The sequence below is a fragment of the Mesorhizobium sp. CA6 genome (assembly GCF_020165035.1).
In the GTDB taxonomy this organism is placed as follows: Bacteria; Pseudomonadota; Alphaproteobacteria; order Rhizobiales; family Rhizobiaceae; genus Mesorhizobium.
On sequence record NZ_JAIUHI010000016.1, the window covers coordinates 105,198 to 119,883 of the forward strand.

The 14,686-nt window shown below is 62.9% G+C and carries 13 protein-coding genes and 1 other RNA gene; 8 read left to right on the forward strand and 6 right to left on the reverse strand.

The window, feature by feature from the left end; genetic code table 11:
• Window positions 1-19: 19 nt before the first annotated feature.
• The 3 genes from LB526_RS23040 to LB526_RS23050 form a co-directional block, all read right to left on the reverse strand.
• Window positions 20-1,897, reverse strand: coding sequence for an extracellular solute-binding protein (locus LB526_RS23040; protein ID WP_224629936.1), 1,878 nt, complete (start codon window positions 1,895-1,897; stop codon window positions 20-22).
• The gene (locus LB526_RS23045; protein ID WP_224526768.1) at window positions 1,897-3,777 is read right to left on the reverse strand and encodes an extracellular solute-binding protein; all 1,881 of its coding nucleotides are present in this window, start codon (window positions 3,775-3,777) and stop codon (window positions 1,897-1,899) included. Before LB526_RS23045 ends, LB526_RS23040 begins: the two co-directional genes overlap by 1 nt.
• A gap of 257 nt (window positions 3,778-4,034) precedes the next feature.
• A complete protein-coding gene (locus tag LB526_RS23050) occupies window positions 4,035-4,706 on the reverse strand; it encodes a c-type cytochrome (protein ID WP_224526766.1) in 672 nt (223 codons plus the stop codon).
• 193 nt (window positions 4,707-4,899) lie between these two features.
• Here LB526_RS23050 and LB526_RS23055 point away from each other — a divergent pair, with 193 nt between their 5' ends.
• Together LB526_RS23055 and LB526_RS23060 are read left to right on the forward strand one after the other, a co-directional pair.
• Complete coding sequence (locus LB526_RS23055) at window positions 4,900-5,628, forward strand: 3-deoxy-manno-octulosonate cytidylyltransferase (RefSeq protein ID WP_224629937.1); 729 nt, start codon at window positions 4,900-4,902, stop codon at window positions 5,626-5,628.
• A gap of 9 nt (window positions 5,629-5,637) precedes the next feature.
• Complete coding sequence (locus LB526_RS23060) at window positions 5,638-6,501, forward strand: prephenate dehydratase (protein WP_224629938.1); 864 nt, start codon at window positions 5,638-5,640, stop codon at window positions 6,499-6,501.
• Window positions 6,502-6,777: 276 nt separating this feature from the next.
• Here the strand turns inward: LB526_RS23060 and LB526_RS23065 are convergent, their stop codons facing one another.
• The 3 genes from LB526_RS23065 to LB526_RS23075 are packed head-to-tail and all read right to left on the reverse strand — an operon-like array spanning window position 6,778 to window position 8,495.
• The gene (locus LB526_RS23065) at window positions 6,778-7,080 is read right to left on the reverse strand and encodes a Dabb family protein (RefSeq protein ID WP_140843772.1); all 303 of its coding nucleotides are present in this window, start codon (window positions 7,078-7,080) and stop codon (window positions 6,778-6,780) included.
• A 10-nt stretch (window positions 7,081-7,090) separates the two neighbouring features.
• Window positions 7,091-8,032, reverse strand: coding sequence for an NAD(+) diphosphatase (gene nudC, locus LB526_RS23070; protein ID WP_224629939.1), 942 nt, complete (start codon window positions 8,030-8,032; stop codon window positions 7,091-7,093).
• A gap of 43 nt (window positions 8,033-8,075) precedes the next feature.
• The gene (locus tag LB526_RS23075) at window positions 8,076-8,495 is read right to left on the reverse strand and encodes an HIT domain-containing protein (protein ID WP_224629940.1); all 420 of its coding nucleotides are present in this window, start codon (window positions 8,493-8,495) and stop codon (window positions 8,076-8,078) included.
• A 183-nt stretch (window positions 8,496-8,678) separates the two neighbouring features.
• Between LB526_RS23075 and ffs the strand changes: the two genes are divergently transcribed.
• The 6 genes from ffs to LB526_RS23105 all read left to right on the forward strand — a co-directional run bounded on the left by ffs (window position 8,679) and on the right by LB526_RS23105 (window position 14,499).
• Window positions 8,679-8,775: signal recognition particle sRNA small type (ffs, locus tag LB526_RS23080), an RNA gene on the forward strand.
• Window positions 8,776-8,881: 106 nt separating this feature from the next.
• Window positions 8,882-10,696 carry a DNA polymerase III subunit gamma/tau gene (locus LB526_RS23085; RefSeq protein WP_224629941.1) on the forward strand — a complete coding sequence of 605 codons (1,815 nt, stop codon included), beginning with the start codon at window positions 8,882-8,884 and terminating at the stop codon, window positions 10,694-10,696.
• A 21-nt stretch (window positions 10,697-10,717) separates the two neighbouring features.
• The gene (locus tag LB526_RS23090; RefSeq protein ID WP_095765991.1) at window positions 10,718-11,041 is read left to right on the forward strand and encodes a YbaB/EbfC family nucleoid-associated protein; all 324 of its coding nucleotides are present in this window, start codon (window positions 10,718-10,720) and stop codon (window positions 11,039-11,041) included.
• 217 nt (window positions 11,042-11,258) lie between these two features.
• The gene (locus tag LB526_RS23095) at window positions 11,259-12,242 is read left to right on the forward strand and encodes a cell wall hydrolase (RefSeq protein ID WP_224629942.1); all 984 of its coding nucleotides are present in this window, start codon (window positions 11,259-11,261) and stop codon (window positions 12,240-12,242) included.
• Between the two features lie 201 nt (window positions 12,243-12,443).
• On the forward strand, window positions 12,444-13,049 hold the full coding sequence (gene recR, locus LB526_RS23100) for a recombination mediator RecR (protein ID WP_140687603.1): 606 nt from the start codon (window positions 12,444-12,446) through the stop codon (window positions 13,047-13,049).
• Window positions 13,050-13,221: 172 nt separating this feature from the next.
• Window positions 13,222-14,499, forward strand: a complete 1,278-nt coding sequence (locus LB526_RS23105; RefSeq protein ID WP_224629943.1) for a lytic murein transglycosylase — start codon at window positions 13,222-13,224, stop codon at window positions 14,497-14,499.
• Window positions 14,500-14,686 lie beyond the last annotated feature (187 nt).

Sequence of the window (14,686 nt, forward strand, 5' to 3'; positions counted from 1 at the left end):
CCCCGCGCGAACAGTGATGTCAGGCTTTGCCAATCTTTGCCGCCTTGCCCTTGTCGAACCACCACAGCGCCTCGACCGGAAAGCCGAAATCAGGTTTCTGTTCGGGAAAGCCGAACATGTCCCAATAGGCGCTTCGGTGATTCGCCAGATACCAACTTGGAATCCAATCGCGCCGCGCGCGCAAGGCCCGGTCCAACGCTCGCATGGCGGTGGTCAGGCTTTCACGATCCTTGGCGGCGCCGACGGCATCGATCAGCGCATCGACTGCCGGGCTTGCAACGCCCGACAGGTTGCGCGAGCCCGATACGGCGGCGCTTCGCGAGTGGAAGAAAATTTCCAGATCGTCGCGGGTCGGCGTGGCGCTGAAATTGAAGGCGGCCGAGAGCAGGTCGAAATCGAATGTCGATTGCCTGAGCTGGTACTGCGCCGAATCCACCAGGCGGATCGAGGCATCGATGCCGATGGCCTTCATGTTGGCGACCCAGGGCGAATAGACCTGCACGAAGGTCTCGTCGTCGACCAGGAATTCGGCTGCCAGCCGCCCGCCCTTGTCATTGACCACGAAATCACCGGAGCGTCTCCACCCGGCCTGAGCGAGCAATTTCAGTGCCGCGCTCAGTTGCTTGCGGTCTCGCCCGGACCCGTCCGACGGAGGTTGCGTCACCGCTTCGCCGAATGTCTCCGCCGGCAGCTGGTCGCGCAGCGGCTCAAGCAGCGCCAGTTCCTGCGGCGTTGGCATGCCCGCGGCACGGAAGTCGGATTTTTCGAAGCAGGATTGCGAGCGCTCATAGGAACCATAAAAGAAGTTGCGCCGTGTCCATTCGAAATCGAAGCAGAGCGCGATCGCTTGCCGCACGCGTGGATCCTTGAACTGCTCACGCCGCTGGTTGACCGCGGTGGCCTGCATCGAGGGCACCGTTTCAGCCGGGAACTCATGCTTGATCACCTTGCCGGCGGTAAAGGCCGGAAAATCGTAAGCCGTCGCCCAGACGCGCGACGTGAATTCCTCGCGGTAGAGGATCTCGCCCTTCTTGAAGGCCTCGAACCCGGCCGTTCGATCCTGGTAGAATTCGATGCGGATGCGCCCGAAATTGTTCAGGCCGCGATTGACCGGCAGGTCGTTGCCCCAATAGTCGGCCACCCGCTCATATTCGATCCAGGCGCCCGCCGACCAGCGGCCGACCTTGTAGGCGCTTGAGCCGAGCGGCGGATTGAGCTGCGAGGAATCGAACGGGTTGGCCGTAAAGAAGGCCTTCGAAAGGATAGGGAATCCGACGACGTTGAGGATGGTGCGGGCCGACTGCTTGCCGGAGAATTTGAGCTCGACCGTGTGGGTGTCCTTCGCCACCGCGTCATCCAGATGCGTCAGGGACAGCGCATAGTCTGGATGCCCTTGGTCTTTCAGCAGCTTGAAGGTGAAGGCAACATCGTCGGCGGTGAGCGGCGTGCCGTCATGGAAGCGCGCCTGCGGGCGCAGCGAGAAGGTGAAGGTGTTGCGGTCGTCGGAGATCGTGACACTCTCGGCGATCAATCCATAGGCCGCATCCGGCTCGTCAAGCGCCCGCACCATCAAGGAATCGAAGCACATTTCCATGCGCTGCGGGGAATCGCCCTTGGGGACGAACGAATTCAGCGTGTTGAAGGTCTGCGGGCTCTGGTTGGCGCCCCAGTTGGGCGGCGAGAAGTTGAAGGTGCCGCCTTGCGGCGCATCGACATTGACATAGTCGAAATGCGTGAAGTCAGGCTTGTATTTCAGATCGCCGAAGGCCGACAGGCCATGCAGCCTGATGCCGGTCGGGGTACCGGCAAAGGCGCGGCCGGGCAGCAACGCGGCGGCCGTGGCCGCGGCGCCGAGCGCCAGGAAGTCGCGGCGAGGAAGCAAAGTCCGCCGCTCCATCAATTGAGGCCTTTGTACCTGGCGGCCAGCGCCTTTTCCTTGGCCGTGTCGATCCACCAGGAATCGATATCGGCGCCGCGGTAGCTGGGCTGCTTATCCGGCATGCCGAATTTATTCCAGTAGGCGTACCAGACAGCGGTGCGATGGTACTGCGGCAGGACGTAGAAGTTCCACAAGAGCACCCGGTCAAGGGCGTGGGTGGCGGCGATAAGATCGGCGCGGTCGCCGGCAAAAACGATCCGATCTATCAGGGCGTCTACGACCGGGTCCTTAATGCCCATCAGGTTACGCGAGCCTGGGGCGTCTGCTGCCTTCGAACTCCAGAATTCGCGTTGCTCGTTGCCGGGCGATTCAGATTGCTGAAGCACCGTCGTTACCATATCGAAGTCGAAGTGGTTGATCCGGTTGATGTACTGGGTCTGGTCGATGATGCGTAGGGTCGCGTCGATCCCTATTTTGCGGAGGTTAGCGATGTAAGGGCTGGAGATGACTTGGTCGGTGTCGTTCGAACCGAGTATCTCGAACTTAAGCGGCTCGCCGGACTTTGTGTTGATCATCTTGCCGCCCTTGATCTGCCAGCCGGCCTGAGCAAGGAGATCAACGGCCCGCTTAAGATGTTTCCGCTCCGCTTGCGGTGAGTCATAGACAGGTAGCTTGAACTCCTGAGTGAACAATTCGGGCGGCAGCTTGTCGCGATATTTTTCCAGGATTTCCAGTTCCTTGCCTTGCGGCAGGCCGCTCGACGCCAGTTCGGTGCCTTGGAAATAGCTCGACGTTCTGGTGTTGAAGCCAAAAAACAGCGTCCTGTTCATCGTCTCGAAATCGAAGGGCTGGGTCAGCGCCTCACGCACCCGACGATCTTGGAAAAGTGCTCGCCGCTGGTTGAACACGAAGCCCTGCATGGGCTGCGCATGTTCGCTTTCGAAGGTCTTCTTGATCACGTCGCCGCCCTTGAAGGCCGGAAAGTCATAGGCCGTTGCCCATTTGCGCGAACTCATTTCGCGGTGGATGTCGTCGAGCCCCCCCTTGGTGAAGGCCTGCCAGGCAGCGTTGTCATCGAGGATGTAGGTAAAGCGCTGGGTGTCGAAATTCTCGCGCCCGATCTTGACCGGCAGCTTGGCGCCCCAATAGTCCGGCACGCGCTGCCAGACGATTTCCGAGCCTGGCTTGAAGCTGGCGATCTTGTAGGCCGCGGAGCCCAGTGGCGGCTCGAGCGTCGGCCTTGTGATGTCGCGCTTCTTGCCGCTGGCGTCCGTGCCTTCCCACCAGTGCTTCGGCAAGACGACGAGATCGCCGAGGATCTTGGGCAGCTCGCGGTTGCCCTTCTGGTTGAAATGGAACTCGACCTCGCGGTCCGAGACCGCGACCGCCTCGGTCACGTTCTCGAAATAGCGATTGTATCTGGGGCTGTTGGCCTTCAGCACCTGGAATGACCAGACCACGTCGTCGACGGTGATCGGCTTGCCGTCATGCCATTTTGCACGAGGATCGAGTCGGTAGGTGGCTGAGGAAAAATCGGCAGGATACTTGAAGGCGTCTGCGATCAGGGGGTGGCTCACACTGCCTTCATCAGTAGCCTGTTCCATCAGCGTGTCGTAAAGCAGGCTGCCACCAAAATCGGCGAAGCCAGCAGCGGGTGACCCTTGCACTATGAAGGGATTGAAGCTGTCGAAGGTCCCTATAGCGACGGCATTGTAGGTGCCGCCCTTCGGCGCATTCGGATTGACGTAGTCGTAATGCTGGAAATTGTCGCCGTATTTTGAAGGTCCGATCAGCGACGATGTCGTGCGCCATTCGTCGGCGAAGCCGGCCTGCAGGCTGGCGGCGAAGGCAAGCGCGAATGCCGATGCGAAAAGCGTGCGGAAGCGGCCAACCTTCATGCGTTCTCCTCGTCGCGAACTCCAGAGCGGTTCATCGTTTCCCGGAAACGACAACCGCTCTATCGCTTTGTTTCGACGCAATTCCGGACGGAAACCCGGTTCCCGCTTTCGTGGAATTGCTCTGCCCACCCGCAATCTAGATCATTTGACGCGGGTGGAAACCGCAAGTGCCGCCTTTGTCGCGATCCATGCAGCTTTCCTAACAAAAAAGCCGGGATGAACCCGGCTTTTCCAAGGAAGTCTCTATGACAAATTGTTTATTGAGCGGGCGCGGCGGGCTTGGCCGGAGCGGTTCCCTCGGCCGGCTTGGCCGGCGCGGCGCCTTCGGCGGGCTTCGCGGGTGCGGCACCTTCCGCCGGCTTGGCTTCCGCCGAAGCACCCGGCTGCGGCAGCGGCTTCGGATTGTCCGACAGCGTGCGCAGATAGGCGATCACATTGGCGCGGTCTTCATCCTTCGGCAGGCCGGCGAAGCCCATCGCCGTGCCCTTCACGAACTTCTTCGGCGAGGTGATGAAGTGGTTGAGATTGTCGTACGTCCAGTGCTCCTGGCCGCCCTTGGAGAAATCCTTCATGCCGGCCGAATAGGCGAAGCCTTCATGCTCGGCGACGGGGCGGTCGACGATGTCCCAAAGGTCCGGACCGACCTTGTTCGGACCGCCTTTTTCGCCGGAATGGCAGGCCTGGCATTTCTTGAAGATCGCGGCGCCCGCCTCGGCATTGGCGGTGGCGAGCAGGTCGGCGATCGGTTTGGCTTCCGCCGCGGGAGCAGCCGGACCGCCTTCGGCCGGTTCCTGCGCTTCGATGGCGAAGCCGGGCTTTTCGGGCGTCGGCGAGGCGAACAGCCCGTCCGAGACGAGGCCTATGGAAAAGACGATGAAGCAGGTTCCAAGAAATCCGCCGAGCAGCTTGTTGACTTCGTTGGAATCCATACGCCCCTTGCTCCCTTTTCCGGCGGACCGTCCCGTCCACTCCGTCCGTCGGTATCGCGAACTGCCCTGAAAGGCCAGTCAAACCGCGCGGAAACTAGGTCTTTTGCTCTGGCGTTGCAACACCTATAAGGGCGCTTCCAGTGAGACCTTTTGCCACTTTTCCATCCGCTTTTTTCGGCTGCCCTGAAATCCGATGTCGACCTTGATCCTGATCCCCGCCCGCATGGCCTCGACGCGCCTGCCGGGCAAGCCGCTGGCCGACATTGCGGGCGTACCGATGATCGTCCATGTCGCCCGGCGCGGAGCCGAGGCCGGGCTTGGCCGCGTGGTGGTGGCGACCGACACGGAAGCGGTCGCACAGGCAGTGCGGGCGCATGGTTTCGAGGCTGTCATGACCCGCGCGGATCACGAATCGGGCTCCGACCGCATCTTCGAGGCGCTGACGGCCCTCGACCCCGAAAAGCGGGTGCAAACGATCGTCAACGTCCAGGGCGATCTGCCGACCATCGCCCCCGAAATCATCGGCGCGTCGCTGCGGCCGTTTGAGGACAAATCGGTCGACATCGCCACGCTCGGCGTCGAGATCGTGCGCGACGAGGAGAAGACCAACCCCAATGTCGTCAAGATCGTCGGCTCGCCGCTGTCGTCGACACGGCTGAAAGCGCTCTACTTCACCCGCGCCACCGCGCCCTGGGGCGAGGGGCCGCTCTACCACCACATCGGCCTCTATGCCTATCGGCGCGCCGCGCTGGAACGTTTCGTCGCGCTGAAGCCGTCGCCGCTGGAGCGTCGCGAGCGGCTGGAGCAGCTGCGCGCGCTGGAAGCCGGCATGCGCATCGACGCCGAGATCGTCAAATCGCTGCCGCTCGGCGTCGATACGCCGCATGATCTCGAGCGGGCAAGACAGATCCTTTCAAATTGAGATATCGGCATGGCTGACAAGACCAACAGAATTTCCTTCCAGGGCGAGCCCGGCGCCAATTCAGACACGGCCTGCCGCAACATGTTCCCGTCGATGGAGCCGTTGCCGTGCCCGACCTTCGAGGACGCCTTCAACGCGGTCGAGACCGGCAAGGCCGAGCTCGCCATGATCCCGATCGAGAACACGATCGCCGGGCGCGTCGCCGACATCCACCACCTCTTGCCTGAATCGAAGCTGCACATCGTCGGCGAATATTTCCTGCCGATCCATTTCCAGCTCATGGTGCTGCCGGGCGTGAAGCGCGAAGAGATCAGGACCGTCCACAGCCATATCCACGCGCTCGGCCAGTGCCGCAAATATATCCGCAAGAACGGCTGGAAGCCGGTGGTCGCCGGCGACACGGCGGGTTCGGCCAAGATGGTGTCGGAGGTGAAGGACCGCACCATGGCCGCGCTGGCGCCGGCTTTAGCCGCTGAGCTCTATGGGCTCGACATCATTGAGAAGAATGTCGAGGACACCGATTCCAACGTCACCCGCTTCGTCGTGCTGACCAAGAATAAGCAATGGGTGGAGCGCCCCGCGCCGGACGCCAAGATGATGACCACCTTCATCTTCCGTGTCCGCAACGTGCCGGCCGCGCTCTACAAGGCCATGGGCGGCTTCGCCACCAACGGCATCAATATGACCAAGTTGGAGAGCTACCAGCTCGGCGCCTTCACCGCGACGCTGTTCTACGCCGACATCGAGGGCCACCCGGACGATCCGCTGGTCAAGCTGGCGCTGGACGAGCTGCGCTTCTTCTCGCGCGAAATGCGCATCCTCGGCGTCTATCCGGCCAGCGCCTCGCGCGAGCAGTGGAAGGTAGCGGACTGAACGGTCTTCGGTCCGTAAGCTGAGGGCTCAAAGGGCACGACTACCCCTCGGGGATTGGCAGAGGCTTTCGAGCTTCGTCATCCACGGGCGGAGCAAGGAGCGAAGCGACGCGCGCAGACCCGAGGATCCATTCCGTGACTTCGACGCGCTGCGACGGTCCAGAATTCTGCTCCGCTGCACCTTCGGCAGAGTCACGGCATTCCAGGGTCTCCGCTACGCTCCGCCCTGGCATGACGATGTCACGGGAGGCGCTAGTCTCGATGTCAGCGCTGTCGTTCAGCCGAAACCCAACGGCACGTAGTCGATCTCCATGAACTTCTCGACCTCGGGCACCCAGCGGTCGCGCACGAAGGCGACATGGTCGGGGTGCTCGTTGTAGCGCGTGTAGGCCGCCTGGTCGGCGAATTCCATCGAGAAGCCGAACTGGTAGTCGTTCTTCGGGCTCACCTGCCGCAACTGCTCGAAATGCGTGACGCCCTTGATCCCGGTCAGGATCTTCTTCGCATCGTGCAGGAAGCGCTTCGTCTCCAGCGATTGCAGCGGATGCTTCAGCGTGAACACGACGGTATGGCGGATCATGTCTCGTCTCCTATTCGCTGTCGACCCAGGCGCGGATGAGGTGATGGGCGATTGCCCCTTTCGGCGGTGTAATCAAGCCATCGGCATGCTGCCTGTCCAGCATCGTGCGCACCTCGTCGCGGAAGAACCAGCGGCAGTCCTCCAGCTCGTTGAGGTCGGCCTGGATATCCTCGTTAAGGGGCTCGCCGAAACAACCGATCATCAGCGAATAGGGGAACGGCCAGGGTTGGCTGGCGTGGTAGACGACGCGGCCGAGCCGGATGCCGGCCTCTTCGAGCGTCTCGCGCCGTACCGCCGCCTCGATTGTCTCGCCCGGCTCGATGAAGCCGGCAAGCGCCGAGTACATGCCGGGCGCGAAATGCCTGCCGCGCCCCAATAGGCATTTCTCGCGCGTCGCCGTCAGCATGATTGCCACCGGGTCGGTGCGCGGGAAATGGTCGGTGCCGCAGGCGGGGCAATGGCGCCGGTAGCCGCCGGCGCGCATCTCCGAGCGGTTGCCGCATTTGGAGCAGAAGGCATGGCTTACGTGCCAGGCAAGCAGCGCCGCGCCTTGCGCCAGCGCGCCGGCCGCCGCCTCGTCGACCAGCCCTTGCATATAGACGGAACGATAGTCGATCGCCTTGATCGTCTCGGGCAGCTTTTCCGGCTCGATGCCGGCGGGCACGGCCAGCACCGGCCCGCTGTCGGAGAAGCCGAGCAGCACGCCGCGATCGAGTGCGGCTTCGAAAGCTCCACTCTCATCCGTCCTGAACCAGGGGTCGAACGTGCCATCCTCGAGTTTGAGATAGAGCCGGCCGGCATGCATCAGCATCAGCCGAGCGGCCTGGTCGGCCAGCGCATTTTCGACCGCATCATCGGCGCGGTTCTCGGACTGCCGATCGATGCGGTTGCCGGCAAAACCGACGAATTGGCTGGGCTCGCGCAAGGGCGCGTCGAACAGGCGAAAGCTCATGGAAACTCGGGTGGGCTCGATGTGCGGATGGACACTGGTCAGCTTATAGCGCCGCCTTGATCATTTCGGCAAACCGCCTGATATCGGAGCGCTGGTAGGGCTCGCGTATGCCATAGCCCCAGACCGGTCCCGGCCAGCCTGGATCGCCCTCCGAGCGGGCGACGACGTGAACATGCAGCTGACGCACGATGTTTCCGAGGGCGCCGGTGTTGATCTTGGTGCATCCGGTCACCCGCTTCAGCGCCTGCGCCACCATATTGGTCTCGAAGGTCAGCATCGCCTGGTCGAGCGGCGTCAGGTCGTGAATTTCCTCCACGCCCGTCCGCTGCGGCACCAGAACCAGCCATGGCCAGCGGCGGTCGTTCATCAGCCTGAGCTCGCAAAGGCCAAGCCACATAAGCTGCTCGCTGTCCGCCTCCAGCCGGGCGTCCAGCGTGAATCCGGCCTCGAGGCCCGGCAGCATGAGCGTTTCCTTCGCTTTTGTTGTAAGCATTTTCCAAACCAGGAACGCTAGAGCGGCGGCAGGGTGGCTGCAAGCGATTCATTGACCGCCATTATCGATTTGAAGGACTTTCCGCCTTCGATGCGGTTGCGGGTTGCGGCTCGGCCCTTGCATTTCGCCACTGAATTGCCGATATGGAGCGCGGGAGGTTGGTGGTGGACGATCCACTCGCCAACCGGGTCAGGTCCGGAAGGAAGCAGCCCTAACGAGCCCGGAACGGGTCATTGTTCCAGCCTCCCACCTCTTCGCCTTTCTCCCGCGACATTGACGGCGCCAAGCCGTGCGGGTGAGACTATGCGCAGGAATCGGCCGCCTTCCGTCGCGGTCCTTGGAGCTTTTGACGGCGAATGAGCGAAGCCGGAAATTTGGGGCCACAAAGCCTGGAAACAGGCAAGGCCGCCGCTTATCGCGTCCTGGCGCGCAAATATCGCCCTTCGAATTTCTCCGAGCTGATCGGCCAGGAGCCGATGGTTCGCACGCTGACCAACGCCTTTGCCACCGGCCGCATCGCCCAGGCCTGGATGCTGACCGGCGTGCGCGGTGTCGGCAAGACGACGACCGCGCGCATCCTGGCGCGGGCCCTCAACTACAAGACCGCGACCGTCGACCAGCCCTCCGTCGACCTTTCGATTCTCGGCGAGCATTGCCAGGCGATCATGGAAGGCCGCCATGTCGACGTCATCGAGATGGACGCCGCCTCACATACCGGCATCGACGACATCAGGGACATCATCGACCGGGTGCGCTACGCACCGGTCTCGGCGCGCTACAAGGTCTACATCATCGACGAAGTGCACATGCTCTCCACCCAGGCCTTCAACGGCCTGCTGAAGACGCTGGAAGAGCCGCCGCCGCACGTCAAATTCATCTTCGCCACCACCGAGATACGCAAGGTTCCGATAACGGTCCTGTCGCGTTGCCAGCGCTTCGATCTCCGCCGCATCGATGCCGGCGCGCTTGTCGGGCATCTGTCCTCGATCGCGGCCAAGGAAGGCATTGCCGTCGACGACGAGGCGCTGGCGATGATCGCGCGGGCCGCCGAAGGCTCGGCGCGCGATTCGCTCTCCATCCTCGACCAGGCGATCGCCCATGGCAGCGGCACGGTCAGCGCCGAGGCGGTGCGAGCCATGCTCGGCCTTGCCGACCGCGCCCGCATCATCGACCTGTTCGAGCATGTCATGAAGGGCGATGTCGCAGCGGCCTTGGCCGAATTCCGCGCGCAATACGACACCGGCGCCGATCCGGCCGCCGTGCTTACCGATCTTGCCGAGTTCAACCACCTCGTCACCCGCCTGCGCTTCGTGCCGGCGGCAGCCGACGATGCTTCGCTTTCCGAGGATGAGCGCCGGCGCGGCGCCGAATTCGCCGGCACGCTTTCGGTGCGCGTGTTGTCGCGGACCTGGCAGATGCTGCTCAAGGGTATTCCTGAGGTGCAGTCTTCCAACCGCCCGGTCAGCGCCGGCGAAATGGTGTTGATCCGCCTGGCGCATGCCGCCGACCTGCCGACGCTGGACGAGGCGCTGAAATCGCTGGAAGGTGCGGCCCCGCAGTCGAATGTGGCGCCGCGCGCCAACGGAACACCCGCGGGGTCCGGCAATGGCAGCGCAACTGCTGTCGCGCAGACCCGGGTGCCAGCTTCCCCCGGCGGCGCGCAGACGATGCGCCTGGTCGAGGCGCAGCCTGTGCCGGATACTTTCGTTCCCGCGCCGGAGCCGGTCGCCGAGGCGCCTGTCGTTCCAGTGAAATCGCTGGCCGACATCGTTGCGCTTGCCGACGCCAATCGCGACATGGCCTTCAAGGTGCTGCTGAAACGCTGCGTGCGGCCGGTTCGCATCGAGCCCGGCCGGCTCGACGTTGCCTTGACTAACGACGCGCCGAAGATGCTGCTCAACGACCTCACCGCCAAGCTGCGCGCCTGGACCGGGCGCAACTGGCTGGTGTCGCTGTCGAAGGAAGAAGGCGGCCAGACATTGGCCGAGATGGAGACGACGAAGCGCGAGAACGCCTTCTCCGACGCCAAGAGCGATCCCGTAGTCGCGGCCATTCTCGCCCGTTTCCCTGGCGCCAAGATCATCGATGTGCGCATCCCGGACGTCCCGGATGTGGAAGAGGCCGAGGCCGACCTGCCGGTCGAGCCGGCGGCCGATGACGACGAGACCTGAAACATTTATGAGGACCAACCGATGAAAGATCTTCTCGGCCTGATGGGCAAGGCGAAGGAAATGCAGGCCAAGTTCCAGGCCATGCAGGACGAGATCGCCACGCTTGAAGCCACCGGCCAGGCCGGCGGCGGTCTGGTCAGCATCACGCTGACCGGCAAGTTCGAAATGAAGACGCTGAAGATCGATCCGTCTCTGATCAAGGCGGACGAAGCCGAGATCCTGGAGGACCTCATCCTGGCCGCCCACAATGACGCCAAAAATAAGGTCGAGCAGATCATGCAGGAGAAGACCAAGGCGTTGACGGCAGGCTTGCCGATCCCGCCCGGAATGAAATTGCCTTTCTGAGGCGGTGTCCGCCAGTTAATTGATTATGAACGGAAATTGAGTCCAGCCTGCAATATTAACCATTTTGCCGGCAATGCTCACGGGCTCATTTCGCGGCATTCATAAAGTTTTACCCAAGTCCAGAAGTTGCTAACCTTCTAGCCATCTTTTTGCCTGAAAGAGTCTCATTCTTGCCACATCTCGGGGCGGGCTGGCATCTGGACATGAGGCTTTTTTGGTGATCGCGACGCGATGGAAGATGCCGCTGCTGCTTATCGGCATCGTCACTTCCCCCTTGCTCCTGGCCGGTTGCAGCCAGACCACTTCCTCCCATGGCATGTCGGCGTCGGGTCTGACCGACGCCCTTACGCCGAGCTTCCTCAGCTCGCGCTCCTACACGATGAAGGACAAGGAATGCCTGCAAAGGGCGATGTTCTTCGAGTCCAACCGGTCGAGCCGTGACGGCATGATCGCCGTCGGCACGGTCGTGATGAACCGGCTGCGCTCGGGCCAGCATGGCAACACCATCTGCGAGGTCGTCGGCGAGAGGGGCCAGTTCGCGCCCGGCGTGCTGACGCGGCCGATGAACTCCAGGGCGCTGCCCGGCGTCGAGGAAGCCGCGAACGCGGTGCTGAAAGGCGAGCGCAAGGCCAAGCTCAAGAACACAATGTATTTCCACACCGCCGGCCTGCGCTTCCCTTACAAGAACATGCATTACACCATGGTGGCCGGCGGCAACGCCTTCTATGAGAAGCGCGGCCGCAACTGGCAGCCGCTGCCGGACGAGCCGATAGTCGCCATGGCCTCCGACAAACAGCAGAAAATCGACCCTGCCGCCCCCGTGCTGTTGGCTTCCGCCGAGCCGGTGGTCAAGACGATCGTACGCCCGGATCCGGCCAAGCAGGCCGCGATGAATGCGGCCGAACCCACGCTTCCGGCCAAGGCGGCAATCGTTCCGGCCGAAGCGACCTATGTGACGGCTGCTGCTGCTCCTTCGCAGAAATCCGGCCGCCTCGCGCAGAAGCCGATGGTCGTGGCGATGCAGGAGCCGATGGCCGAGCCGGACGCCTCGCGTTTCGGCGGCACGCTCAAGGGCCGCTACGTCTCTTCGGTGCCCAGCGCGCCGCAGGAAGCGTCGATGGGCTTCCAGTCGACACCTGAGAACACCGACGCCATCGGCGCGATGATCGCCAGCCAGGATCGGCCGCTCGAAACCAACTGAGCCCGATTTCATCCGAGGCAGGGCCCGCCATGGCAGCAAGGCGGGCCCGGTGCCCTTGCTGGCTGTTCCAAACCGCTCTGAAAAATCCTGGATCAGTCCACCGTTTCAAGAAGCGGCGAACTGATCCATCTTTTCCCTTGCACGCAATTCGGGACGGAAAACCGCTTCGCACTTTTCCTGGAATTGCTCTAGATCAGGGCGATGTCGAAGAGAATCGCCGGTCCGGAAATCGAACGCCTGATCCAGCTCCTGGCCAAGGTGCCGGGGCTAGGGCCGCGCTCGGCCAGGCGCGCAGCGCTTCATCTCATCAAGAAGAAGGAACAGCTGCTCGAGCCCCTGGCTGCCGCCATGAGCGAAGCGGTCGACAAGGTTCGCATCTGCTCGACCTGCGGCAATGTCGATACCGCCGATCCTTGCATGATCTGCACCGACCCACGCCGCGACGCCGGCACGCTGATCGTCGTCGAAGACGTCTCGGACCTTTGGGCGCTGGAGCGCGCGGCGGCGATGAACGTGCGCTATCACGTGCTCGGCGGCACGCTGTCGCCGCTCGACGGTATCGGTCCCGATCAGCTCAACATCCGCTCGCTGGTCGACCGCGTTGCCGGCGGCGAGGTGAAGGAAGTCATCCTCGCCGTCAATGCCACCGTCGAGGGGCAGACGACCGCGCATTATTTGACTGATCAGCTGTCGGGCTTTGATGTGAAGGTGACGCGGCTCGCGCATGGCGTGCCGGTCGGCGGCGAGCTCGACTACCTCGACGAAGGCACGCTGGCCGCGGCGCTGCGGTCGAGGACGGCGTTTTGAGGGGACTTATGGGGGCTTGGAGATGACAGCGTTCCTTCGCGCCCCCCTCTGTCCTGCCGGACATCTCCCCCTCAAGTGGGGAGATCAGACGTCACGCCGGCTTTCGCCAATCTCCAACGTCGCAGGATTGAGCGGAGCGCCGAAGCTGCCAATCTCCCCCCTAGAGGGGGAGATGTCCGGCAGGACAGAGGGGGGCGCGACAGAACGCCAGCCTTCCAGATTGGTCGTCCTTTCCTTTCTGGCGGCGTTGATCGCTCTCTTCATTACCACCCCCACCCATGCCGCCCCCATCGACGACCAGTTCCAGGCCTGGCTTCAAACCGACCTCTGGCCCGAAGCCAAGTCCAAAGGCATCTCCAAGAAGACCTTCGACGCGGCCTTCCTCGGCGTGAAGCCGAACTTGAAACTGCCCGATCTCGTCCTGCCCAGCGAGAAGCCGACGACGCCTGAGAAGCAGCATCAGGCCGAGTTCGGCCCGCCGGCCAGCTACTTCGCCGAGAAGGTGGTTCGGGCCGTCACCTCGGGCGGAAGGACGCGCGAGAGCGCCAATGCCCGGACGCTCGGGCTGATCGAGAAGCGCTATGGCGTTCCGGGCGAGATCGTGCTGGCGATCTGGGGCCGCGAGACCGGCTTCGGCGCGGCCAAGATGCCTTACGACGCCTTCGAGGTGCTGGGCACCAAGGCGTTCATGTCGACCAAGAAGGATTTCTTCCGCACCGAGGTGCTGGCGGCGCTCGAAATCGTCGAGCGCGGACTGGCGCCGGTCAATGCGATGAAATCGTCCTGGGCCGGCGCGCTCGGCCAGCCGCAATTCATGCCGACCTCCTTCTTGAAGCATGCCGTCGATTTCGACGGCGACGGCCGGCCCGATATCTGGAATTCGACGCCCGATGTGCTCGCCTCGATCGCCAACTACCTCGTCCACTATGGCTGGGTGAGGGGGCGCGGCTGGGGGGCCGAGGTGACGGTGCCGGCAAATGTGTCGTGCTGGCTCGAAGGACCCGACCGGGGCAAGAGGATCTCTGATTGGGTGGCGATGGGCATCAGGCGCGTCGACGGCAAGGCATTCGCAGCGAGCGAATTGAAGGCCGAGGGCTTGCTGCTGATGCCGGCCGGGCGCAGCGGTCCGGCCTTCCTCGTGACGCCGAACTTCTATGTGCTGAAGCAATACAACAACAGCGATCTCTACGGCCTGTTCATCGGTCATGCCGCCGATCGCATCGCCAAAGGCGACGCCGCCTTCGTCGGCGGCTGGGGCGCGGTCGGCGATCTCCACCGCTCCGATATCGCCGCCCTGCAGCGGGCGCTGGAAGCCAAGGGCTACGATGTCGGCAGCGTCGACGGCCTGCCCGGCTTCAAGACCCGTCGCTCCATCGGCATCTGGCAGGCAAAGAACGGCAAGCCCGCCACCTGCTTTCCCGATGCGGGCCTCGTCGCGCAGTTGAAATAGCGGCTGCCTCGCGAGGGACGGACCTGATAATTTTTTGCGGATTGGCGGCCTCAATTAGCCGGCGCATGGGTCGACTCATGTGGCTCGACTGGTCCCCCGATATAGCGTCTCGCAAAATGTCCGTTGCCGGTTCGAGAACCGCTGAATAGGGTGTTGACCAACTGGACAAAAAACACGACGGTAAGCG